The sequence below is a fragment of the Paenibacillus paludis genome (assembly GCF_042610515.1).
GTDB lineage: Bacteria > Bacillota > Bacilli > Paenibacillales > Paenibacillaceae > Paenibacillus_AQ.
Genome location: NZ_JBGJZP010000030.1, coordinates 32,837 through 58,171 on the forward strand (window position 1 = coordinate 32,837; position 25,335 = coordinate 58,171).

Annotated in this window: 18 protein-coding genes; 2 read left to right on the forward strand and 16 right to left on the reverse strand. The window is 50.2% G+C overall.

Translation table 11 applies throughout. From position 1 onward, the window contains the following. Positions 1 to 7: 7 nt before the first annotated feature. The 9 genes from ACAN56_RS32955 to xylA all read right to left on the reverse strand — a co-directional run bounded on the left by ACAN56_RS32955 (position 8) and on the right by xylA (position 14,446). Positions 8 to 1,150 (reverse strand): transglutaminase domain-containing protein, encoded by a 1,143-nt coding sequence (locus ACAN56_RS32955; protein WP_379148050.1) that lies wholly within the window; start codon positions 1,148 to 1,150, stop codon positions 8 to 10. A 328-nt stretch (positions 1,151 to 1,478) separates the two neighbouring features. Continuing rightward, complete coding sequence (locus ACAN56_RS32960; protein ID WP_379148052.1) at positions 1,479 to 3,863, reverse strand: glycoside hydrolase family 95 protein; 2,385 nt, start codon at positions 3,861 to 3,863, stop codon at positions 1,479 to 1,481. 100 nt (positions 3,864 to 3,963) lie between these two features. Then, the gene (locus ACAN56_RS32965) at positions 3,964 to 5,706 is read right to left on the reverse strand and encodes an ABC transporter substrate-binding protein (RefSeq protein WP_038596620.1); all 1,743 of its coding nucleotides are present in this window, start codon (positions 5,704 to 5,706) and stop codon (positions 3,964 to 3,966) included. A gap of 206 nt (positions 5,707 to 5,912) precedes the next feature. Beyond that, positions 5,913 to 6,812: a carbohydrate ABC transporter permease gene (locus ACAN56_RS32970; RefSeq protein ID WP_197073626.1), complete on the reverse strand. Its 900-nt coding sequence runs from the start codon at positions 6,810 to 6,812 to the stop codon at positions 5,913 to 5,915. Between the two features lie 14 nt (positions 6,813 to 6,826). Next, positions 6,827 to 7,813 (reverse strand): ABC transporter permease, encoded by a 987-nt coding sequence (locus ACAN56_RS32975; RefSeq protein WP_156130960.1) that lies wholly within the window; start codon positions 7,811 to 7,813, stop codon positions 6,827 to 6,829. A 106-nt stretch (positions 7,814 to 7,919) separates the two neighbouring features. Next, the gene (locus ACAN56_RS32980) at positions 7,920 to 9,704 is read right to left on the reverse strand and encodes a sensor histidine kinase (protein WP_038600814.1); all 1,785 of its coding nucleotides are present in this window, start codon (positions 9,702 to 9,704) and stop codon (positions 7,920 to 7,922) included. 150 nt (positions 9,705 to 9,854) lie between these two features. Beyond that, positions 9,855 to 11,396: a response regulator transcription factor gene (locus tag ACAN56_RS32985; protein WP_038596624.1), complete on the reverse strand. Its 1,542-nt coding sequence runs from the start codon at positions 11,394 to 11,396 to the stop codon at positions 9,855 to 9,857. A 101-nt stretch (positions 11,397 to 11,497) separates the two neighbouring features. Then, a complete protein-coding gene (gene xylB, locus ACAN56_RS32990) occupies positions 11,498 to 12,994 on the reverse strand; it encodes a xylulokinase (protein ID WP_379148056.1) in 1,497 nt (498 codons plus the stop codon). Between the two features lie 135 nt (positions 12,995 to 13,129). Next, a complete protein-coding gene (gene xylA / locus ACAN56_RS32995) occupies positions 13,130 to 14,446 on the reverse strand; it encodes a xylose isomerase (protein ID WP_038596629.1) in 1,317 nt (438 codons plus the stop codon). 415 nt (positions 14,447 to 14,861) lie between these two features. Here xylA and ACAN56_RS33000 point away from each other — a divergent pair, with 415 nt between their 5' ends. Next, positions 14,862 to 16,022, forward strand: a complete 1,161-nt coding sequence (locus ACAN56_RS33000) for an ROK family transcriptional regulator (RefSeq protein ID WP_038596631.1) — start codon at positions 14,862 to 14,864, stop codon at positions 16,020 to 16,022. A gap of 134 nt (positions 16,023 to 16,156) precedes the next feature. After that, positions 16,157 to 16,357, forward strand: a complete 201-nt coding sequence (locus tag ACAN56_RS33005) for a hypothetical protein (protein ID WP_038596633.1) — start codon at positions 16,157 to 16,159, stop codon at positions 16,355 to 16,357. Positions 16,358 to 16,455: 98 nt separating this feature from the next. On the opposite strand, the gene ACAN56_RS33010 is transcribed toward ACAN56_RS33005, so the two are convergent. From ACAN56_RS33010 to ACAN56_RS33040, 7 genes are all read right to left on the reverse strand, one after another. Next, entirely contained in the window at positions 16,456 to 16,896 is a 441-nt protein-coding gene (locus ACAN56_RS33010) for a GNAT family N-acetyltransferase (RefSeq protein WP_379148068.1), read from the reverse strand. 142 nt (positions 16,897 to 17,038) lie between these two features. Continuing rightward, positions 17,039 to 17,272 (reverse strand): glutaredoxin family protein, encoded by a 234-nt coding sequence (locus tag ACAN56_RS33015; protein WP_038596638.1) that lies wholly within the window; start codon positions 17,270 to 17,272, stop codon positions 17,039 to 17,041. Between the two features lie 90 nt (positions 17,273 to 17,362). Next, entirely contained in the window at positions 17,363 to 18,304 is a 942-nt protein-coding gene (gene trxB / locus ACAN56_RS33020; RefSeq protein WP_038596640.1) for a thioredoxin-disulfide reductase, read from the reverse strand. Between the two features lie 198 nt (positions 18,305 to 18,502). Then, positions 18,503 to 20,470, reverse strand: a complete 1,968-nt coding sequence (locus tag ACAN56_RS33025; protein WP_379148060.1) for a heavy metal translocating P-type ATPase — start codon at positions 20,468 to 20,470, stop codon at positions 18,503 to 18,505. A gap of 1,333 nt (positions 20,471 to 21,803) precedes the next feature. Next, positions 21,804 to 22,862 carry a hypothetical protein gene (locus ACAN56_RS33030; RefSeq protein ID WP_379148062.1) on the reverse strand — a complete coding sequence of 353 codons (1,059 nt, stop codon included), beginning with the start codon at positions 22,860 to 22,862 and terminating at the stop codon, positions 21,804 to 21,806. 423 nt (positions 22,863 to 23,285) lie between these two features. Next, positions 23,286 to 24,578 (reverse strand): homocysteine synthase, encoded by a 1,293-nt coding sequence (locus tag ACAN56_RS33035; RefSeq protein WP_341096463.1) that lies wholly within the window; start codon positions 24,576 to 24,578, stop codon positions 23,286 to 23,288. Positions 24,579 to 24,818: 240 nt separating this feature from the next. Next, positions 24,819 to 25,325 carry a GNAT family N-acetyltransferase gene (locus tag ACAN56_RS33040; protein WP_379148071.1) on the reverse strand — a complete coding sequence of 169 codons (507 nt, stop codon included), beginning with the start codon at positions 25,323 to 25,325 and terminating at the stop codon, positions 24,819 to 24,821. Positions 25,326 to 25,335: the final 10 nt, after the last annotated feature.

The window sequence follows — 25,335 nt, forward strand, 5'->3', positions numbered from 1 at the left end:
GTAATTATTATTCCCAAGTCACATATACCTTCAGATCGCCCGTGTTATCGAAGGGCGAGCTGTTGTACGAAAGATGGTCCATTCCAAGCGCGTACAGCTCCTGAAGATCAGTCTTCAGCGATTTCTCGCTGCCGTCATAGCGGAACAACAAGGACGCCTGGCCGGAGGCAATGGCCTGTTTGGCAAGCAGCATTAGCTCTGAGCCGGAGCCCACAATCAAATCCTCCTGATACAGACTGTAGTCAAGCTTCCGCTCAAGCTCCTGATATACAGCCACGTTTGGGCCCCCGCGGCTGATCAGTTCAGACAACGTTTGAGCATAGCCGACAGATGAAGCAGGGTATGACTTGGTCCACTTGTGGTCAAGGCGCATCTGGGCATCGGTTCTCATATAGTAAGCCGTGCTAAGAGCGCCTTCCTTATTTGGCGTCGGATCATCCCAGGTGGTATCCAGGTGGTACCAGCGCCCTTCCAGCTGCACCAGATTCCAGGCATGCGACTGGGCAGCTTTCCCTTTCGCCTTCGCCGTTCCTTCAACGATTTTATTGGGTATCCCCGCGCCCAGCAATAGTTTATATGTCAGGAGAGAATAACCCTGGCATACCGCACTGCCGCTCTGAAGTCCTTCATATGCGGTGTATTTGCTGTAGGAGTTATCATACTTCAGATGCAGCACGACCCAATCATGAATAGCCTTTATCTTCTGGTGATTATTCATTCCCGGCAGTATGATCTGCTTCAAGATCTCTTTTACCTGTTTATTTACAAAAGCTGTCTGCTGCAGCGTCTCACGGTATTCCACCTGTACCGTCACATTAGCCGAGCTGCTGCTCCCCCGGTAGGAAAATGCGTAACTGTCAATGGTGTAGTATAGATAAGGGTCGCTGCCCATCGCCTGATCTATCGCACTTTGTACCTGGGCCTTCAGCTTGGACGTCTTACCCTGATAAGCAAAGGTTATGGTCTCTCTGCGGTTATTCATCGCAGCGGTCAGCTTCTGTGTCATTTCGGTTACCGAGCGCAGCGATGCTGAATCAGCGGCAGCATAAGCCTGCCCCCAGCTCCAATAGAGACCAGGCGGCAACGCAGCAAAAACCAGCATTCCTCCAAGAATAGCCTTCATCAACGGCAGTTGTTTCTTCTTTCCCATATCGCTTCTGTGCCCCCTGCTGTAAGTAATAGCCCACTTATTGGTTTGTACTTTTATAGTAGATGCTGAACATTTGCTCGCACAACCTTAAACCCCACGTTAGCTTAATTTATTCCGCCAAAAAGCTTCATATTCACTATTATCGGCCCGACACACCCGGAGGATAAGGCCTTTTTTGAGTGAAAGCTCCTATATAAGTTGAACATTAGATTTTCAAGTTCATCTTATATAGATGCACGCAAAAAAACTGCCCCCGCAGATAATCCCTGCCAGGGGGCAGTGTCTCTTCGATTCAATCTATTATTATGCATCATTGGGTCATGGATCGTCAAACCGTTACCAGGTACACTTCTCCCGCTTTCATTTCCAGGGCATTCCCTGCCGGCAATAAGGTACCGTCAGGATGCTGTACCTTAAGTTCCTGCTGCTGATAGTTCAAGCGGCAAATCCCATCCCGGCTGGCAGCAATGACCGCAGAAACCAGCTTATGGTTCCTCCATTCGATATCCAACTCATAGCCGCCCCGGGCCCTAAGTCCTTTGACGCTTCCGTTCCTCCAAGCGTCCGGCAGTGCGGGAAGCAAGCTGATTTCACCCAGATGACTCTGCAGCAGCATTTCTGCGATGCCGGCAGCCGCACCGAAATTCCCGTCAATCTGAAAAGGCGGATGGGCATCAAACAGGTTAGGATAAGCCGAGCGGGACAGAAGCGTGCGGACAAAGCCGTAAGCGGCCTCTCCATCCTTCAACCGTGCATAAAGGTTAATCAGCCAAGCGCAGCTCCAGCCGGTATGTCCGCCTCCCGAGGCGATCCGTTTCTGCAGTGATAAGCGGCTTGCCTCCAACAGCTCTGGAGTATCCCGCACATTGATGAACTCTCCCGGATATAGTCCATACAAATGCGATACATGACGGTGTCCCGGTTCCGATTCGGCGAAATCCTCGTTCCACTCCTGCAGACGTCCGTCATTGCTGATCTTGAGCGGAGACAGCCGGGAGAGCGCCTCTTCCAGCTGCTGCTGAAACTCGGAATCCACGCCCAGAATCCGCATAGCATGGAGGCAATGCTCAAACAGTTCGCGGATTAAGCTCATATCCATCGCGGAGCCCATCGAGACACTGCACGGCTGGCCATCTTTCGTCATAAACCGGTTTTCCGGCGAAGTGGACGGGTTCGTAACCAGAAGACCGTCCGGACCTTCCACCAGCCAGTCAAGGCAGAACAATGCTGCCCCTTTCATGAGCGGGTAAGCAGTCTCCGCCAGATAAGCAGCATCAGGATTAAAGCTGTAATGCTCCCACAAATGGCGGCACAGCCACACGCCGCCCATCGGCCAGAATGCCCAGCTGGCATCTCCGCCTGAAGGAGAAGAACTGCGCCACAGATCAACATTATGGTGGGCTACCCAGCCGCGGGCTCCGTAATGAACTGCCGCCGTCCGGGCTCCCGTTTCACTGACCTCCCGGATCATATCGATCAGAGGTTCATGGAGTTCGCTTAGATTGCCAACCTCGGCCAGCCAATAATTCATTTGGGTATTGATATTGGTTGTATAATTGCTATTCCATGGCGGTGTCAGATGGTGGTTCCAAATCCCCTGTAAATTGGCAGCCTGCGTGCCGGTACGGGAGCTTCCCATCAGCAGATAGCGGCCATATTGAAACAGCAGCGCTTCAAGTGCAGGATCTTCCTGTCCCGCCTTATACTTCATGAGCCTCTCATCAGTAGGTAATCCGTCTCTCTCCCGCCCGCCGAGATCCATGTCGACCCGGTGGAAGATTCGTTTGTGATCCTCTGTATGACGCCCCCGCAGCTCTTCATAGGACTTGGCAGCTGCTGCCGCCAGTCTTGCTTCGCAGCTCTCTGCCGGGCTCAGAATGTTTCCATTCCTTGCGGTGCTGCGCTTCTTGAGATGTGACGCTTTGCTTCTCAGTTCTTCATAATCGGTGCCGGCAGCAAGAAGCAGCTGCACACTATCCGCCCCTGATATAACAAGTTTGCCATCTGCATACTCTACGCTTCCTCCTGTGAGAATTACCTGCAGGTGAAGCTCAAACGTTAGACCCAGCCCATCCTCATACAGAATGGCACCCGGATGATCCTTATGATAATTATCCGCAATATGTGTAGGACAGCTGCCCTTAAGGACAAGCCCGTTTTCTCCTTTTGGTTCCACGGAGTGCTTCAGCAGGCTGTCCAAAGAGAGTGCAAGCCGAAGGCCCCCCTTAACACTGCTCTTGGCCTGAATGACACAAACACCATCAGGTGCACTGATCCAGGCTTCGCGGGTGAATCCCCCCGTCTCCGTGTGATAGGACACTCTGGCAATCCCGCTGTCCAGATCCAGCTCACGCTGATAATGGCTGAAATTCTCCGCACCGTCATGCTCCAGGTAAAGATCTCCCAGCGGCAGATAGGCCTGCGTATTTACGCCTAGCATGCGGGCGTTAATAGTTGCTTCAGCTTCCGCATAACAGCCTTCCGTTACCAGACCCCGCGCTTTTTTCAAATACCGGAGCGCTTCATAATTGTTGGTATCCCGGGGAAAGCCGGACCATAACGTATCTTCATTTAACTGAATTCGTTCCCTGGCTGTGCCGCCGAATACCATAACACCCATGTGTCCGTTGCCAAGCGGCAGCGCTTCTTCCCAGATTGCCGCAGGCTGGTTGTATATTAATTTCCAAGGATGCTCCTTGAGCTCTTCCTTCATTTACTTGCCCTCCCCATGAGTTCAAAATACAGCAAAAGACCCTGACGAATGTCGGGTCCTTGCTGTTGCATTAGTTTTGTTTAACAAGGAGAATTGCTGCCTACAAATCTTTTCCAGTCCACAGGGATACTCTCTTTTTCACGAGTTCTGTAAACTCTTTTTCCATATCCTGAGCACCTGCTTTGTCCAGCTCAGCAAGGAATGCATCGTATACTTTATCGAAGTCAGCCGGTTTAGACAGGATCGCTTCTGGAATACGTTTGCGAACGATATCTCGAGTCTTATTAAAGATTACCTGGTATTGACCGTCAGTTGGAACAGGCATGTTGTACAAAGCGCCAGTTTCTTTGACTGGAAATTCATCTTCTTTAGGGAACAGATCTTTCCATGTTGTAGCATTGTAGCCTTTGAGCGATTCCTTCTCAGCTTCGGAGTAAGCAGCTACGATTTCTTCCGGGAAGGTTGCAGTGTAATAGTTGCCAGTAGGATCCTTCACACCATCGCCATAACGTGCACCGAAGATCAGATATTGCCCGACACCAGTTTCTTTAGCAAAATTAGCGGCATCATTGGCTTTTCTGTCTGAAATTTCAGCTGGAACTTCACGCTTGCCATCTGCATTTACAGTGTAATGCTTGCCTTCAACCCCCCAGCTTCTCAAAACCTGGCCTTCATCGGAAGACATCCAGTCCAGCCATTTGATGATCCGGACAGGATCTTTAGCTGCAGTTGTAATCGCAAGACCATAGCCGTCGATACCTGTTGACATGAAAGAATGATCTTTATACTCTTCGGACAGGGTTACAGGGAAGTGCGCATAAGTGTACTCATCTTTACCGGCTGCTTTCAGAGCATTTTCGCCATCCTGGTATTCCCATTCCTGGGAGATCAGACCAAGCACACGGCCGCTGGCCACTTTGGCCTTATATTGGTCGTCTTTTTGTACGAAGGTATCTTTATCAAGCAGACCTTGATTGTACATGCCGTTCAACCAACGGAAATATTCTTTTTCTTCAGGGCGTTTGTAGTGAAGTTTTGCTTCGTAAGTTTCCGGATCGACATAATATTCACCATCATCCGGTGCCCCTGTTGTAGTGAAGGCAGGGTTCGTAACCGTGATCATGATCTTCCAGTCATCGGCATTCAGCGTAAGCGGAATCGTAGGCTGTCCATCGGTTTCTGGATGCAGCGCCACATAATCCTTCAGCACTTTTTCATAGTCGGCTAAGGTTCTCACTTTAGGATAGCCTAGTTCCTTCAGTACGCGGTGTTGAATTTCAAATCCGCCTGTTGCGTCGAAGGATTGCTGGCCGACCCCCATGTTCGTAGGAATTTGATAGATACTCTGGTCATCCAGGCTGTATTTCAGACGATTCATGTTATCGCCATATACTTTTTTCAGGTTCGGAGCATATTTATCAATTAGGTCGGTCAGATCAATAACCAGACCGGCATCTACCAGGATACTAAGATTTCCTTTGGCGAAGATCAAATCAGGAACATCTTCGCTGGCAGCCATCATAGGGATTTTTTGATCGCCGCCGCCGCTGCCTACATCAAACTCTGCATTAATCGTTACACCAGTTTTCTCAGTAATTACTTTACCCACTTCATCCTGCATTTTGTTCCAGTTTGGACTGGCATCCCCACCAAAGAATGAGATAGTAAAAGGGCTTGTATCCATAGCAGTATCGTCTGCAGCATTGTTGCCGGTGTTTTTCGCCCCATTGTCGGCAGGAGTGTTGATAACATTTTTGTTGTTGTTGCCGCCGCCACAGCCTGCGATCAGCATAGAACTCATGAGCATGAGCGTAAAAGCAGTCTTAATGCTCTTGCTTTTCATTTGTGTATCCCCCTTGATAATTTGTATTAGTTCATCTATGCATATCAGGTTAAACCTGTATATACCATTGTTAGCGCTTGCAAATACGATATAATAATAAATCCAATCCAGCGCTTTCATTTGACGGATAAGCCAGGACGTAATTCTGCTTGGCAATTTTCCTACCAGAAATACGTCCCTCTTATCCTAGCCCTGTCTAGCAGGGATTAGGCTTTTACAGCTCCCAGTGTCATACCATTTACGAAATACTTCTGCAGGAAAGGATACACTACAAGAATAGGTACCGTTACTACAATGGTGATAGCCATCTTGATGGACTCTGGTGATATTTGCGCCATTTGCTGGGCCAAATCGTTGGCATTAGCCATGCCGCTGCCCTGGTTCGTACTCGACAGAACCTTCATCAGCTCATACTGGAGTGTCGTTAGATGCGGCTTGTTACCATTATACAGATAGGTTGTGAACCATTCATTCCATTGTCCTACCGACAGGAAGAGTGCGATTGTTGCAAGCACCGGCTTACAGAGCGGCAAGATGATTTTGTAGAAAATCAGGAAGTCATTGGCTCCGTCCAGCTTAGCGGACTCTTGCAGGGCGTATGGCAGACCATCCATAAAGGAACGGATGACGAATACGTTGAACGCAGAAACCGCACCCGGCAAAATGTAGATCCAGAATGTTCCGATCAGATTTAAATCTTTCATCAGAATGTACATAGGCACCATACCGCCGGAGAAGTACATGGTCAGTGCCAGGAATACCGAAACAAATTTTCTTGCCCGGAAATCCGGACGGCTGAGCGTAAACGCCAGCATGGCAGAGCTTGCAAGACCGAGAATTGTACCGGAAACGGTCCGCAATATCGAGATTTTGAAACCCTGAATCAGACCTGTATAACTGAAGATCCGTTCGTAGTTCTCAAGCGTCCAGGCTCTCGGGAAGATATATATGCCGCCTCTAACGGTGTCTGTAGATTCATTGAAGGAAATCGCCAGCACGTTCAGGAAGGGATATAGAGTCACAATCATGACCAACCCTAGTAAGATGTACAAGAAGATGTCGAATACACGTTCAGACTTTGACATTTGAAAAGCTTTGCTGCTCACTTAAGATCCCCTCCTTACATGATGCTTTCTTTAGTAATTTTCTTCATTACACCGTTAGCGACAAGCAGCAAGATCACACTGACTACTGAGGTGAACATACTGATTGCGGTACCATAGGAGAAGCGTCCTATTTGAATACCATATTTAAGCGCATACAAATCCAGTACTTCCGAATAATCGGTAACAAGGTTGTTCTGCAGCTGGAACTGTTTCTCAAAACCGATACCGACAAGGTGTCCAATGGACATAATCAGCAGGACTGTAATAGTTGTCCGGATACCAGGCAATGTAATGTTGAACATTTGCTTGATTCTTCCGGCCCCGTCCACTTTTGCCGCTTCATACAGCTCTTTATCGATCCCTGTAATCGCTGCCAGATAGATGATCGCATTCCAGCCAGTTTCTTTCCATATATCGGCTGCAGTTAAAATCCCCCAGAAATATTTACCTTTAGCCATGAACTGGATCGGCTCATCAATGACATTAAGCCAGATCAGCAAATCGTTCACGATCCCTCCGTCGATCGCGAGTGTCTTGTAGACAATCCCGCCTACCACGACCCAGGATACAAAGTGAGGCAGGTAAGATACAGTCTGAACTGTTCTTTTGAAGACGTTTCCCCGCAGCTCATTAAGCAAAACTGCGAACAAGATCGGAACAATGAAACCAAATACCAATCCCAAACCGCTCATTGCAAGCGTGTTTCTTAGCACAAGGTAGAAGCGTTCATCATGGAAAAGCTCCTTGAAGTTATCCAATCCAACCCACTTCTGATCCCCAAACGACTTGGCCGGTTTATATTTCTGAAATGCCATCAACCATCCCCATAAGGGCACATAGCTGAAAATGAATACCCAGATCACGAATGGAAGAGACATCAGATACAAGTACTTTTGCTGCAGTACGCTTTTCCAAAATCCGCTATTCCGTTTCGTAGGTGGGTTGGGGGTTACGCTTTCATTTGCTGTAACACCGTTTTCAGTGAGCGCTTTCACGTTCAATATTCCCCCTTCGTTTTTATATTCATATCATACCGCACCCAAATGTAAGCGAATACCCGACAGATTTCACGTAAAATCCTGTGTAAATTAGACATTCAACAACCTGCTATTTGAAATCGCTATCACCCGGAATGGAAAAGTAAATTTTTGTGCCCTTCCCTTCCTCGCTTTCGATATTCAGTCCATGCTTCTCCCCGTAATACAAGACCAGTCTCTGGTGCACATTGCGCAGACCGATCCGGCTTCGCTGCTCTTCCTCAGCTTGGGCAATTACCGTCAAAATTTCGGATAGCCGCTTCTCTGTCATCCCTGCACCGTCATCTGCCACAAGCACTTGTATTTCACCATCAGACAAAACGACACTTACCCGCACGTTAACCGTTCCTTCTTTATTCTCCAGTCCGTGGACAACAGAATTCTCCACCAGCGGCTGGATGATCAGCGGCGGAATCAGGATATCGGAGGTTTGGGCGTCGAAATCAATTTCAAACATCAGCCTGTCCTCATACCGGAATTTCTGAATCTCCAGATAGGAGCGGATCATTTCAATCTCTTCCTTCATCGGCGCACGTTCTCTGCCTACCTCCAGATTTTTGCGCATAAGCTTTCCGAGAAGTCTGACGATATTGGCGATCTCCTTCTCTCCCTTAAGATGGGCATTCATCCGGATGGACTCCAGGGCATTAAACAGGAAATGCGGGTGAATCTGGCTGGCCATCATTTTCAATTTAATTTCTCTCTGGGCGATTTCCAGTTTATTATTCTTCTCATTGCTCTCTATCACTTGAGCGATCAGCCGGTTTATGCTTCCCACCATATAGTTAAACTGCCGTGACAGCTGTCCTATTTCGTCGGTCCCATCGATATGAGAGACTACGTTCAGGTTGCCTAAGGCCACCTGATTCAGTTGGCGGCTGAGCCGGAGCAGGCGGTTGGTCGTCAATAAAGAAATGGTATAGACAAGCACCAGCGCAACAAGCAGCACTCCGACGATGATCACCAGCCCAAGAACGCTCACTTTATTCGCACTGCTAAGAATGCTGCTTCGCTCAAATACGGTAATCACCTTCAGTTGGCTGATGCTAAACGAAGGAGTCATCTCATCGACAATAACATAGGAATCTTCGCCCTTTACCATGGTTCTAAACACGCCTTTAGTTTTCGTACTCAAGTCTATATCGATATCAAAGGCATCCAGCGTAGTCCCCACCAGCTCCGGGTTCTTGGCGGCAGTAATATATCCCTGCTCATCTGTAATAAGCGTTTCAAAGGGCTCCTGGTACAGCATTCCATTCAGCTCATCGGGATTTACCTGCACCATTAATACACCGGGTTTTTTGTACTCCGAATAAGGCACCTGCCGGATGAGGCTTAACTTATTAATCGTTCCTTTTTCACTGGTTTCATATTTTTCCTTGTCGGGGATATACAGCCAGTGTATTCCTTTGGTCCCCACAACCTTCTGATACCATGATCTGGATTCAATCTCCGGAGTCAGGGGAGCGATAGACATATTATCAACTAGCGTCTGGTTATCAATGAAGAAACGGATGTTGGAGAGTTCGCGATACTGCAATATATAATCCTTGAAATCTGTAAAGTTTATATAAGCCTTCGTCAGCTCCAGGATGCTGGGATACTGCGTAGTGACAAGGGTCTTGAAATCGCCGTCGAAATAGAGCAGATTCGAAATATCCGTGGGAACCCGCAGTTTGCTTGCCATTTGACTTTTGATTTTCTCCAAATTATTGGTTGCCTGGTCAATGGCTCTGTCCAAGGCAGCCCCGCGAAAATACCCGGTTAGGGCAATGCCTATAATCAGTACAGGAATCATAACGACTACAATGTAGAACAGGATGAACTTATATTTCAGCTTCATGTTATTGATCATCCGCACTAGATTTTTCACAACGTTCCCTCCTCTCCTAATCTGTTCACCCGAATCATGGCAAACAGGCCGCTCCCTCATCTGCCGCAGATAGGGAACAGCCTGTCTATCATAATGCTCACGTTGATCGTTCGGCAAGTGCGCTGGCCAAGATTAATTATCCTTGCGGTAGGCGGTTGGGGATACCCCGACGTATTTGCGGAACTTGGCGTTAAAATAATCGGAATTCATATACCCGACTCTTTCAGCAACTTCATACACCTTCATGCCCTGTGTCAGAAATTGCTTCGCTTTCTCAATTCTCACCTTATCCAGATAGGTATTAAAATGTTCGCCCATCTGGTTCTTGAACATTTTGCCCAGATAGGCGCTATTATAATTAAATATTTGCGCAAGCATCCCCAGCTTCAAGTTCTCATTGTAGCGGCGCTGGATCAAATCGGTGATCCGTTTAATCTCATCGCCCTTTCCGCCACTGTTCATCTGCTTCGAAATTTGCTCAAGGTAGTTCCCGGCCATATTCTCGATATCGCTCAGATAATAACTGCTGTACACTTCCCCCGTGGGAGAAGGATTGCCCGCAATAAAGGAACGGATGTCTGGGGTAGCTGCCTCCAGGCGGGCAACCGTACTGCTCATGATCCGGATCAGATTATCTTTGATATACGTCTCATTGCGTTTTATAGCAACAAGTTTGCGGATGATCTGCCCGACCAGCGCCTGAATGGCTTCATTACTCCCGGTTTCAATCGCAAGCAGCAGTTCCATCTCTTCATCGCGTTCCAATTCCTCAATGTCTTCAGTCTCTTCGATCCGAACCAGCCATTCATCTGGCTGTCCGCTCAGAAGAATTTCCCTGCGTCCGAAAAAAGCTGCCTCCAGCAGCTCGCGGGCTGCGGAAAAAGACTGGCTTGCCAGCTGAGGATCGGCAACTCCGCCTCCGGAAGCGGCATAAAAATCCAATCCCTCTTTGGAAATAACTCTATTGAGGTCATTCCACAATGCTGTGCGGGCATCCCCGTCCTTGAGCGGTTCCTTCAACAGGATTCCCATATATGGAGGCAAGGTGAAGAACAATGCTTCCTCTGCCGGCCAATGCTGCTCCAGCAAGCTGCGTACACGATCTTCACTTCCGTCTTCGCCTTTCTGCGCCTGTTTCAGCTCAAGCAGTACAATTTCACAGCTCCACCCCGTAAGCCCTAGTCCGGCTGCTGATTCTGCCGTGTCAAAACCATTCTCGCGCGGCTGAAGCAGCTCGCGCAGCAGCGCTTCATTGCCGCGTACCGGGAAATCCATCTGAAGCTGGCTCAATTGCTCCTCCTGGCTTATCGTGACACGCAGATCATGAAGATAGGAGATCAATTCCTCTTCGTCGACCGGCTTCAGCAAATATCCGTCAATATGATAGGAGATCGCCCGTTTGGCATATTCGAAGTCAGCATGACCGCTAAGAATAATCACATGGCAGTTAGCGTTTTCTTTGCGCAGCTCATTAATCAGCTCCAGGCCGTCCATTCCAGGCATGCGAATATCTGCGACAATCAGCTTGGGAGCAAAGCTATGGAACTTATCAAGCGCCTCGAATCCGTTTGCCGCCGTCGCCACTACGGTGTAACCCAGCTCCTCCCAAGAGATTAGTGTACGCATCCCCTCCCTCAGCTTGGGCTCGTCATCTACAATCAGCACTTTTATCATTAGTCTTCAGCCCCTAAGAAGCGTAGTTCCGTAAGGACAGCTCAAGCGCTGCCCTATCGGGTATCGCGGGCAGATCGTCAGCCCCATTCTTGCAAGCCCAGTTATTTCCGGTATGCAGCCAGTTTATCATTCAATTCGCGGGTCTGGCCGTATACGTCCTGGTAAATACTGAATAATCCATCATAGACCGCAACTTGCCCGGCATTCGGCTTAAACACTTCTGCAGGACGGATGAATGCTTCTGCACATGCACCAAGGGAAGGGAACCAGCCGCTGCCGTAGGCAGCCAGCATTGCCGCACCCATAGCCGGGCCCTGTTCACTCTCCAGCTTGATAATCGACGCATTGAAAATATCAGCCTGCATTTGCAGCCAGGCCTCATTCTTCGCACCGCCGCCGATCGCCACAATCTCTGTAATTTCCTTACCCGATTCACGCACAATTTCAATCGACTCGCGCAGGGAGAACGTAATTCCTTCCAAGACCGAACGGGTGAAGTGGGACAAGGTATGGCCGGAGTCCATGCCGATGAAGCTGCCGCGGATATTTGCATCTGGATGAGGCGTGCGTTCACCAACGATGTACGGTGTGAACAACAGCCCGCCGCTTCCAGCCGGCACATCGTTTACACCTTTCAGCAATTCGTCAAAGCTCTTCTCCGCTGCAAAGGTTTCTTTGAACCAGGTAAGACTATGTCCCGCAGCAAGAGTAACGCCCATAATATAATAGGCATCCTTCTCCCCGTGATTAAAGAAATGGACCTTACCTTCCAGATTAAGATCCTTGTTGCTCTCATAGGAGAGGACCACACCGGAAGTGCCGATGCTGCACATCGTCCTGCCTTCACCCAGAATACCGGCGCCGAGCGCGCCGCAGGCGTTATCCGCACCGCCGGCAAATACCTTAGTGGATGTCAGAAGGCCGGAGGCTTCAGCAATCTCAGGCAGCAGCGTTCCCGTCAGTTCGAAGGACTCTACCAGTCTAGGGCACAGCGAGACCGGAAGTGAGAAAGCTTCGGCAATTTCCGTACTCCACTGCTTCGCACCTACGTCCAGCAGCAATGTACCCGCCGCGTCGGAATAATCCATCGCATAATCACCGGTTAGACGGAAACGCACGTAATCCTTCGGCAGAAGGAACTGGTGCGCTTGCGCCAGCACCTCTGGCTCATTCTCCTGAACCCACAGGATTTTGGGCAGTGTGAACCCTTCCAAGGCGCGGTTTCTGGCAATGTTGATCAGCTTTGTTCCCAGTTTCTTCTCTATTGTACGGCATTGTGCTGTAGTGCGGGTGTCATTCCAGAGAATTGCCGGACGCAGCACATTACCTTCGCTGTCCACCAGCACCAGACCATGCATTTGCCCCGAAAAGCTGATGCCGTCCACTTGCGAAGGATCTACACCAGACACCTCGATCAGACGGCGGAGGCTAACCAGCGTTCCTTTCACCCAGTCCTCGGGATTCTGTTCACTCCAGTTCGGCTGGGGTCTGCTAAGCGGGTAGGCTTCGGAATGCTCGAAGGCCACCTTTCCCTGCGGATCAACCAATACAGTCTTTACCGCACTGGTCCCCAGGTCTACACCGATTACATATTTCATATTGATCCTCCTAAAAGTTAATGAAGAAACATCATTTACAAGAAAAGGGGCTGCCGAAGAATGCTCTCTTCAGCAACCCCCGTTGCGTTAATATCGGCTGAACTAAAGTCTGAGCCGTAAGCTCAAGCCCTAATCCTACTCAGCCAGAATGTATTGGTTCAAAGTAGCTCTGAGCAGTTCTTGACGTCCGGACTCATTGCGGCGCGGATTTTCGTTGTTCAGTGCGTATTCGGCAAGCGAAGCCAATGTTGCTTTGCCGGAAACGATGTCTGCCCCTACGCCTTCATTAAAGCTGCTGTAACGTTTCGCGATGAAGTCTTCAAATACGCGGTCTTCAAGCAATTTAGCGGCAACTTTAAGGCCTTTGGCATAAGTGTCCATACCGGCGATGTGCGCCAGGAACAGATCCTCAGCTTCGAAGGAAGGACGGCGTACTTTGGAGTCAAAGTTGATTCCGCCTTTGCCAAGTCCGTCATTCTTGAGTACTTCATAAAGCGTAAGAGTTGCATCGTAAATGTTAACCGGGAATTCATCGGTATCCCAGCCCAGCAATGTATCGCCTTGGTTTGCGTCAAGCGATCCAAGCATGCCGTTAGTGCGTGCTACACGCAGTTCATGCTCAAAAGTATGACCGGCAAGTGTTGCATGGTTAGCTTCAAGGTTCAGCTTGAAGTGCTTATCGAGGTTATATTTCTGCAGGAACGCAATTGTTGTTGCTGCATCGAAGTCATATTGATGTTTGGTAGGCTCTTTTGGTTTAGGCTCGATCAGGAATTGGCCGTCGAAGCCGATTTCCTTAGCGTAATCTACAGCCAGGCTGAACAGACGTGCAATGTTATCCTGCTCAAGACCCATATCTGTGTTAAGCAATTCCTCGTAGCCTTCACGGCCACCCCAGAATACATAGTTTTGTGCGCCCAGACGTTTACCAACTTCCAGACCCTTCTTCACTTGTGCAGCTGCATGTGCGAAGACATCAGCATTAGGAGTGGAGCCTGCACCGTGCATATAACGCGGATTAGTGAACATGTTGGCTGTGTTCCACAGCAATTTCTTGCCGGAAGTCTTCATGCCTTGTTCAAGGATATCTACGATGGTATCAATGTTGCTGTAGAACTCACGCAAAGATGCGCCTTCAGGAGCGATGTCCACATCATGGAAGCAGTAGTACGGCAGGTCCATCTTCTCCATGAATTCAAAAGCCGCTTCAGCGCGGGCTTTAGCCTTGTCCAGGCCACTCAGGTGATTCCAGCTGCGGATTGCAGTTTCTGCGCCGAACGGATCGGAACCGCCAGCAGTTAATGTATGCCAATATGCCATTGCAAACTTCAGGTGCTCTTCCATGGTTTTGCCGGCTACGATTTCTTTAGGATTGTAGAATTTGAATGCGAATGGGTTGGTGGAACGGCTTCCCTCGTAAGAGATCTTGCTCACTGTTTCAAAATAAGCCATTTGTAAAATCCTCCTCGATATTTTGCTTCGCCCGCAAGCGTTTACAGCATCATCTTAACACATCTTCAGAACTTTGTATATTGGTTAAACAAAGTTTTAAACAACTTTTTATTTGTCTATTTCTTGTCCTCCGCGAGTAGGGCCAAAACCCCGTCCCCTGCCACTCTATCGTTTAACATGACCATAAAGTACCCTTTGACAGCAGCGCCTATGCGTTGCCATTCGTTTGAACACAATGCTGGCAAGCCTCAGAATAGCCTGAAAAAAATCCTGAATTCTCTGTGATATATTGAAAGAGCAGTCCTCTTTCCCGCGCTTTCTTCCGTCGCTTCTTGTTGCATTTTTCCGCACATCACTCTAGACTAAGTGGCATACTACTCTAATGAGAACGTTGTCAAAAAAGGAAGTGTACTTCGTGAAAGTTACCGGTGACCAGGCGCTGGTCAAAAAAATCAATAAGTCGATTATTTTACATATGATCCGCACGCATTCTCCGGTCTCCCGGGCCAAAGTCTCCGAGATGACCGGCCTTAATAAAGCAACCGTGTCCAACCTTGTCGCCGAGCTTTGCGGACAGGAGCTTGTGACTGAAGCCGGCCCCGGGGAATCCAGCGGCGGACGCAAACCGCTCATGCTGCATTTTAACAAAATGGCGGGAAGCGTCATCGGCATTGAGCTGCGCGTAAAGCAGCTCACGGCGGTGCTCTGCGATCTGGACGGCGGCGTGCTTCACGAGCGGGATTGCCGGTTGGATGCCCATGATTTCCCTTATGTTGTGAATCAGATGAAGGCTATCATTGCGGAGCTGATCACCAAATCCCCCGCGTCGCCTTACGGTATCGTAGGAATCGGAGTAGGTGTGCCGGGGATGGTCGATGAGAACGGCGTGGTGCTGTTCGCCCCCAACCTTGGCTGGGAGATGGTGGATTTACGTTCCATTCTGGAGAGTACCTTCGCTGTTCCCGTCACGATAGACAATGAAGCCAATGCGGGTGCACAGGGAGAGCTTAATTTCGGAGCAGCCCGGGGCGTGCGCCACCTGCTGTATATCAGTGCCGGTTCAGGGATCGGATCGGGAATTATCATCGGGGGAGAGCTGTACAAGGGCGCCCGCGGATATGCCGGAGAAACCGGGCATATGACCATTGAAGCGGAAGGCAAACCCTGCAGCTGCGGAAGCCGGGGCTGCTGGGAGCTGTATGCCTCCGAGAAGACCTATGACAACTCAAACTTGTCATTGCCTGCCCGCACTACCACAGAACTGGTCCGCCATGCGCTGGACGGGCAGGAGGATACGCTGCGCCACTTCTCAACCATGGGCGAATATCTGGGCATTGGCGTCACGAATCTGATCAACAGCTTCAATCCGGAGCTGATTGTTATCGGAGGAGCCCTGTCCGAGGCCGAGCCTTGGCTGGGCGAACCGCTGCGCAGCGTAGTGGCTAAGCGTACGCTGCCCTACCATAAGCAGCAGCTGGAGATCACTTTTTCCAAGCTGGGCAGCCGCGGGACCATGATCGGTGCGGGCTTTTCGGCCGTGATGCATTTTCTCGGCAATATCAGGGTAACCCTGTAGACAAATTGACGTAAATTTGCCGCATTTAAAGCAGCCCAAAGTGCAGCAATAAGCAGGGCAATCCTTTATAATTAGGTCATAACTGTGTGACATATGTCACCATCACCCCTTTTTCTGAAAGCGAGAGTGAGTCTATGACCTATGTTGATACGTCTGATCTTTCAGCGCAGATGTTCATCACTGTGCTGCTGCTGCTGCTCATCATTGCTCCTTTAGTCAGTCTCGGTGTACTGCGTCTGTTCCAATCGAGGAAGAAATCGGGATTCATGCTTATTATCAGCGGTGTTGTTGTATACGCTATTTTTCAAGTAATCATGTCCTTTACCCAAGCTTAAGCGAGAGCTTCGAATCCTTTGCTCCTGCCCGTACAAAAACTAGCCGGCATCACAAAAGCAGACTATTTTTTGTACGGAAACTTGCTCCCCGGACTGCCTCAGCTCCGTTCTGCGTCATTTAGAGAAAGACTGCAGATGAAACGCTCGACTCCGGGATATTTTTCCCCCAGACTCTTAACTGCAAATCCGCTATTCCTGTAGAACCCAACGGCGTCATGGTCTGTCTCCGCGGTTATCGTGTCATATTCAGCAGTTCTGCGGAGTTCCTCTACCATCCTTCTGCCGATCCCTTTCCCGCGCCACTGCTCCTGAACTGCAAGATGCCTGATCTCCGCCGCTTTCCTGGAATGCCGCATGATTCCGATGATCCCTGCCAACCGTCCATTCTCAAAGCAGCCCAGCAATTCTGTACAATCATTTGCAATATATCCCGCAAGCACCTGCTCGCTTTTCTCATCAAGCTCCTCATCGGCAGCCCACATGCACTCGGCCAGCAAACGTTTTACTTCCCCATAATCCTTGTACTCCTTTAAATTCATTAACAAGGTTTGCAGCATCCTTTCATCGGTTGGAGATCCATATGTACATTGAACGATTCGGACGGATACAAGCCCGGCAACGCAAAGACCGCCCCCATCTCGGAAGCGGCCGGTATCCTCTTATTCAAGAGCAAAGGCTGTATTATACAGTTGCCAAAGCCTTGTCGAATTGCGTTTTGTTCATGCCTACGATTTTGAAATCGCCGATGACGGTTACAGGTACAGCTCTCATACCCATATCCCAAACCTGCTGCGCGTAATCATCATTCTGCTCGATGTTGCGTTCCTCGTAGGATACACCCTTCTCGCTCAGGAAGCTCTTCACCTGACGGCAATGCGGGCAATTGGTTGAAGTGTATACAATTACATTTTCCATAGTTGATCTCCTCCTTAATTTTATATGAACAGTATAGATCAGGGTAGTATCTATTGTAGCACCGGAGTGCCTTTTATTCCAAATAGAGGGTTACAAAATAACCGCACTGTGCTCCAGGCTTTCGATGTATTTCTCAGCATCCATAGCTGCCATGCAACCACTGCCCGCTGCCGTAATGGCTTGTCTGTAACGGGTATCCTGAACGTCGCCGCAAGCAAATACGCCAGGAATATTGGTTTCGGAGGTACCCGGATTGGTCACGATATACCCACTCGCATCCGTTGTAATTTGACCACCCAGGAAGGAAGTATTCGGATGATGGCCGACAGCTACAAATACACCGCTGGCTTCAATGAATTCCTCTTCGCCGGTTTCATTATTAAGAACCTTCAGACCGTTCACGCCTTTGTCGCCGGAAGTCACTTCCAGTGGAGTACGGTTCAGCCCCCAGGTCACCTTGGCATTATCGCGGACACGATCCTGCATAATTTTGGAAGCTCGCAGCTCTTCACGGCGGTGCACAAGGGTAACTTTCGAAGCAAAACGGGTCAGGAAGCCAGCTTCCTCAAGGGCGGAATCACCGCCGCCGACAACGACGATCTCTTTGCCGCGGAAGAAGAATCCGTCACAAGTCGCACAAGTGCTGACACCGCGTCCGATGTTGTCCTGCTCACCGGGAATGCCGAGGTATTTTGCCGTAGCACCTGTCGATAGGATCAGTGTATCTGTAGTCAATGTTCCCATACCTTCAACGTTCAGCTTGAACGGACGATCCCCCAGCTCTACGCTGTTCACCCAGCCTGTAATAAACTTTGCACCGAAACGCTCAGCCTGCTTACGCATATTGTCCATGAGTTCAGGACCCATAATACCTTCAGGGAATCCGGGGAAATTCTCAATTTCCGTTGTAGTGGTAAGCTGACCACCCGGTTGCGGACCTTCAATCACCAGCGGATTCAGGTTGGCGCGGGCCAAATAGATAGCAGCAGTCAGTCCGGCCGGTCCGGTACCAACGATAATGGATTTGTACATGACTATATCCTCCTTGAGATGGACGGTTAAGCGTCAATCCTTAATTAAAATTATTATAATGTAGTACTTATTATGATCACCCAAGAAGGAGTTGTCAATATGCCAGACACGCTGTAATCGTACCCATTTTGTGAACAATTCAATTTTAAGCAATTAAATTTCCGGAATACCCTGTAGGTTTGTCGATTTCAGCTTTTATTAGCGTAAAAGTCTTAATCCGTTCAGGATCACGAGAATTGTGCTGCCTTCATGGCCAACAACACCGAAGGGGAGCGCGATCCCCTGCAAAAAGTTGCCCAGCATCAGGCTGGCGATCACGGTAACAGCAAAAATCATATTCTGCTTCACAATACGCTGCGACCGGCGGGCCAGCGCAATGGTCGAAGAAATCTCTTCAATATTATCGTTCATCAGCACCACATCGGCAATCTCAAGTGCCGCGCCGCTGCCCTTCATACCCATCCCCATGCCAACGGTGGCCGTTGCCAGAGCCGGAGCATCATTGACCCCATCACCAACCATAATCACATGGCCATATTGCTCACGGAGCGCTTTAATATGACTTACTTTATCTTCCGGCAAAAGATCGGCAAATACCATGTCCACTCCCGTTCTTGCTGCCATTGCCTGCGCCGCCTCTGCCCGGTCCCCGGTCAGCATAGCCACCTTAATTCCCAGCTTCTGCAGCTTGCGTACAGCAACTTCCGCCTGAGGACGCACCGTATCCTGCAGCGCAATCATCCCGGCGATTTTGTCACCAGCCAGAATCAGCGACACGGTCTTTCCTTCAGCCTCGAACTGCTGCCGCAAGGTTTTCCAGTGCTGTACTGGTTCGTCATCCCTCTGAACTGCCGGCTCATCCAAAAGATTGGATTTGCCGATTCTCCATTGTTGGCCTTGAACCGTACCTTCAATCCCCCAGCCGGTTACGGATTTGCTCTCCTGGATATTGTACAGCTCCACCTGCTCCTCCTCAGCCATGCGGACAACCGCTTCCGCCAGCGGATGGCGTGACAATTTCTCAATGGATGCGCTGACCGACAGCAGCTCCCTCCGGTCATATCCCTCTCCGGCGATAAAATCCGTCACCTGCGGAATCCCCTCAGTCAGCGTTCCGGTCTTGTCAAAAGCAACCACGGACGTCCGCGCCATATTCTCCAGGTGCACGCCACCTTTGAACAGGATGCCTTTGCGCGCACTTTTGGAAATGGCCGACAGCATGGCAGGCATGATGGATGAGACCAGCGCGCACGGTGAAGCCACCACAAGAAAGACCATCGCTTTATAAAAAGTATCGCTCCAGCTCCAGTCCAGCAGATATGGCGGCAATGCAATCAATGCAACCGTTGCAGCCACAACCACCCGGGCATAAATCGACTCCAGCCGTTTAATAAACCGCTGTGAATCCGGCACTTCGTTCTCCGCCTCTTCCACCATCTTAATAATCTTGGCAAAAAGGGTGTTCTCTGCAGCCTTGGTAACTTCGATATAAAGCGGGCCTTCCCCGTTGACGGTCCCGGCGAATACTTCACTTCCGGCTGTTTTCTCTACCGGCAATGATTCGCCTGTGATCGAAGCCTGATTGACGGCCGATTCACCCCGACACACTTTACCGTCAGCGGGAATCAGTTCACCGGGCCGCACCAGCAGCAAATCTCCGATGGCCAAAAGATCAATCGCAACCTCGTTCATTGCCCCCTGCTCAATGCGCACTGCCGTGGCCGGCTTCAGGGCCATCAGGGAGGAGATGTCCTTTTTACTGCGCTCCATGGTATAACTCTCCAGAGCACCGCTCAGTGCAAAGATGAAGATTAGCATCGCACCTTCGTTCCAGTAGCCGATTGAAGCGGCGCCCAGAGCGGCAGCGATCATCAGCAGGTTGACATCGAGGTCGCGTTCCTTGACCAGTGTCTCCACACCTTCCTTCGCTTTAATCCAGCCGCCTACCGTATAAGAGATCACGTAGAGCAGCACTGAGAGGATTTCCGACCAGCCGCTGGTTGCCCAAGCAATCAGCATAAGTAATCCGCTGCCCAGGGCAGCCTGCATTTCGGAATTGCCCAGCATAGCCTTCGGATCGAAACGTCGCGGCTCCGGTGTCCGGGGCTGCTGCGCGTTGCCTTGGCGCGCTATTGGTTTTGGCATTTGTTTGGATGTTGCTTGCATGAATAATCACCTTCCTGATTGGTTTAGGAGCATTGGCATTCTGTCCTTGACAAGATGAAGAGCAGCCAACTGAGAATGAGAGCCATTATTAAAGCCCTTAAAATGACACATGCTGCCCCGGCTCAGCCGGGACAGCATGGTAAATGAGAATGATAATCATTGTTGCAATAATGCAAATATATTTCCTCAATGCAACTTATAGTTATACTATACCACTTTCCGTTCGAATGTAAACCCGAGACTAGCCTTTTTTTTGAGGGGGGTTACGGGGATGACGACTACAATATGGGTGGGTGGGTGGGTGAATGAATGAATGAATGAATGACGAGTATGGGTTGCGTGCTTGGGGTAACTGGGTATTGTGAGCAACGGCGTAACTTGGACATTGGGTAACGTAAGAATCAAGAGAACAAGGGTAGGATCAGCAACGCGGGGATCATGAGCACAGCGCACATTGGTAACTGAGGGATTGTGGAAATCAAGAGCTTGAGGGTAACCTTAGCACCGCGGCATTGAGAGCAACAATGTACGTGGGCAAATGGGGTAACAGGAAATCAAGGGCTTGACGGTAACCTCAACATCGCGGGTCGTGAGCAACAGTATACGTGGGCAATATTAGAAACGCGGGGTCTAAAGAAACTTAATAAAATGAGCACTTGAGTATCCATCCTTGATTGCATCTTTAAAAGTCCCTTCGTCTCTCAAGCCTATCCTTGTCCTACCAGTGCTCCCCCTCCCTTCGAACGCAAACATCCCCATGTTTACCGCAGCAATGCGGAACAAGGGGATGCATCGGTTACCACATTTTCAATTACCTTAAGAATCATGGAAGGATAATTGGCTGAACCGATTGGATACGAGTACGTTGCCTGCTATCCGATAGACATAAGTGTATTTACTGCAACTATTCACGGCAGAAACAAACGTTTTGGTGAAATAGTTGTAGTTCATGCAGCTAAAAATAGCCGATTGCTCCTCTGCGGGCCAATTTTGCTTTTTATAGCTGTATTGAATGCAACTATAGCTCAATAAAGCTAAAAAAGTAATGAAATAGATGTACAAAGTGCAATTATCCCACGAGACCTCATCATCATTCGGTTAAATTGCAGCGGCTTCTACCCCCAGCCAGTATCAGGCTAAATAGCTGCCGGGGAGGTTAGTCTTATGTCCGGATGCGGGCTAATCGTTGTACAGATGCCCGGAATACCAGAAATCATTTGAACAGGCACACCAATGATAACGGATATGCGAGCCGCCGCATAAAATGGCGGATATTCGCTGGACAGGCGCCCGGCCGCCGGCTATTGCCAGAGCGGGAGGGCGCCCGGAAATCCTACAGCCAACCGCCGGCGGCTGGATCTTCGTTATGGTCCTGCCGGGCCATCCAGGTCAGGCAGGCTGCCCTGAGCAGCGCTTCGGTCCGCTGGCCAGCGCTGCAAAAGATCCCGCTCATGCCGATCGCATACAGATCGGCAAGCGCGGCCGCCGCCGGTGCCCCCGCGGCGAGCACCACCGCCGCCGGCTTCACGCGCCGCACGGCGGCCAGCATCTCTCCCGCCGCACGGGCAAAGCCCTCGGCGGAGCTGGCTTCCGGCGCGTGCCCGCAGGCCGCGCCGTCCAGCACAAGGAAATCGGCGATGCGCGCGATTTCCCCGGCGGCGTAATGCGCACCGGGCGCGATCAGCGCCCCGATGCGGCAAGCCGCCGCATAAGCGTGGCCGAGTGTCTGTTCGGCCACGTCCTCGATGAATTCGCGCATCACCGCGAATTCGGGCGCGCTGGCCGGATAAGGCGCCAGCAGATCCACGCGGCAGTCGCTGCCCAGCCGCTGGCTCTCCGCCACGGCGGAGAACAGCGCTTCGAGCTGCGCATCCTGAAGCACGGCCAGCCTTGCAGGCAACGCGGCAAGCTCCGGGGTATATAGCAGGGTGACCGCGGTCCAGGCCCCGTCTGCTGATTCCAGCAGCGCCAAGGATGCGGCCCGCAGCCGGTAATAGATCCGCTGCAATGTCCGTTCCGTCTGGACTTCATCCTCCCCTGTCAACCAGCTGTCATACAGCTCGGCTAGCTCGGGAGTATTGAGCCACTCTTCGCTCCGGATCAGACAAGGGCCCACCGGAGCCGTTCCGGCATCCTCCCGGAAAAGCGGGCGATCCTCACAGCCGTCACGCAGCACCAGAAAGGCCGGACGTTCCCCCGGACGCTTGAAATAAGCACGGTTTAGTGGACCCATTCCCTTTTGCCGCTCCCCTTCGTCTATAAATTCCGCAGCAGCGGAAGCCACGGATGCAGCCTGGCTCATCTCCACTCCTATAGCCCGATCACCGGCGTTATACTTGAACGGGCGCTCCTCATTACTCCGAACATGATCCTGCTGTTGTTCACCCTTCATCACCGCACCCACCTTTTTGGCATTGGATTGCTGCCGGCCGCCGTTTTAGGGACGTGTTGACACCGGCATGTTACGCTGCTTCTTTTTATAAATACGGGAATGGGCCATGAAATATGCAAGCGTTGTCAAATGAGTAAGTTCTTAACGGTTGCAGAAGCGTGAAATCACCCGGCGCTCCCTTGTGTAAGGCATATGCTTTGAGGGGAAACGATATTCTGCATTCCTTCAGCTATGCAAAAAGGCCATCTGCCCCATGCACCGCCCTGTCAAAGTATGAACAGGATCATGCAGGCGAACAATCACCTAGAATTAATCTGATTCATAATTATGAAGGAAACGGCTCCGCATAATGGCAAAGGCCTTGATAGCCTGCAGCGAAGCGCTGCAGGCCGTAACTATTTAAGTGCAGTTGCTGTGCTGTCTTTATTGCTGGCTGGCAGCAATCGCCTGCTCCAGATCATACAGAATATCGTCAATGGATTCCGTACCAATCGACAAACGCAGCAATTCAGGGGTCACACCTGCTGTTGTCTGCTCTTCGGCAGAAAGCTGCTGATGTGTAGTGCTCGCCGGATGAATAATCAGTGACTTGGAATCACCGACATTGGCCAAATGGGAGAACAGCTTCACATTCTCTATCAGCTTGACGCCCGCTGCGGCTCCGCCCTTAATTCCGAAGGTAAGGATTGCGCCTTGCCCCTTTGGCAAATACTTCTGGGCAAGTGTATAGGAAGGATGGCTCGGCAATCCGGCATAGCTGACCCATTCCACATTCTCATGGGCTTCCAGATACTGTGCAACCTTCAGCGCATTCTGGCTGTGACGCTCAAGACGCAAATGTAAAGTCTCCAGCCCTTGCAGCAGCAGCCAAGAGTTAAACGGCGAAATCGCAGCGCCCAAATCACGCAGCAACTGCACGCGGGCTTTAATAATATAGGCAATCGGTCCTACAGCTTCCGTGTAAACCACGCCATGATAGCTTGGGTCCGGCTCGGTCAGCCCCGGGAATTTGCCGCTGGCTTTCCAGTCGAATTTGCCGCCGTCCACAATGATTCCGCCGATGGAGGTACCATGCCCGCCGATGAATTTGGTAGCTGAGTGCACTACGATGTCGGCTCCATACTCAATCGGACGAAGCAAATACGGGCTCGGGAAGGTATTATCCACAATCAGCGGAATGCCATGCTCATGGGCAATGGCCGCCACGGCTTCAATATCCAGTACATTTCCCTGCGGATTGCCGATCGTTTCGGCGTAGAGTGCCTTCGTCTTATCTGTAATCGCACTGCGGAAGTTCTCAGGATTATCCGAATCCACAAAATGAACCTTGATGCCCAGCTTGGGCAGTGTGGTAGAGAACAGGTTGTATGTTCCGCCATAGAGACTTGCGGAGGACACAATTTCATCCCCTGCACCGGCGATGTTCAGAATAGAGAAGGAAATTGCCGCTGCCCCTGAAGCTGTGGCAAGGGCTCCTGCCCCGCCTTCAAGCGCGGCAATCCGCTGCTCGAACACATCGGTGGTCGGATTCATCAAACGGGTATAGATATTGCCGAATTCCTTGAGCGCGAACAAATTGGCTGCATGTTCCGCATCACGGAACCCGTAGGAAGTGGTCTGATACAACGGTACGGCACGCGATAAAGTAGTTGGATCGATCTCTTGTCCTGCATGAACGGCTAAAGTTTCAAACGACAGCTTGCGGTCTTCTGACATTGGTATTTCCTCCCATTCATAATTGGCAACCGTTAACAATTTAATTAAGAATTGAAACTATTCTCTCACAAACCATGTCATTTGAAAAGAAAAATATCTCATTATTCCACTGTGTTTTATTTTGTTTAGAGGAACTATTGATTTGATCGCACTCCCTCCCGTGGATAACGCTTTCAATTTTCACTATATATCAGGCTTCATCGCTATGTATCGGACTTTAATCGTAATCGGCAAGAGTGTCTAGCCGGCAAATTGATTTCGCCGCATATAGAAGTATACCAGATTGTCTACCAGCTCCTCATCTCTACAAAACCCCAACGCTGTCAGCAGGCGAAGGGATCTATCGTTCCCCGGATCAACTGTAGCTTCAATGACCTCAAGCCCCATCTCTTCATAACCAAAGGTGATCACCGGAAGGAGTGCTTCGGTCATCAGTCCCCTGCCCCAGAAGTCTCTGGACAGATCAAAGCCGATTTCTGCTTTGCCCTCAGGTCCGGTTGTCCAGCAATGATAGCCGCAGGTCCCTGCCAATTGATCCTGCTGCTTATCGAATACTCCCCAGCGGCAGCCCGAATCGTCGATGTGAAACTGGATAATTTCATCCGCTTCGCTAATGTCCCTGCAGGGCGGAATATCCATGTAACGCGTTACTTCTTCCTCCGAGAAATGGCGGAATACCGCCTCACGATCTTCAATCGTCAGCAATCTTAACTTCAACCTGTCTGTTTCAATGACCGGGTAATTCATCTTCGTCAAT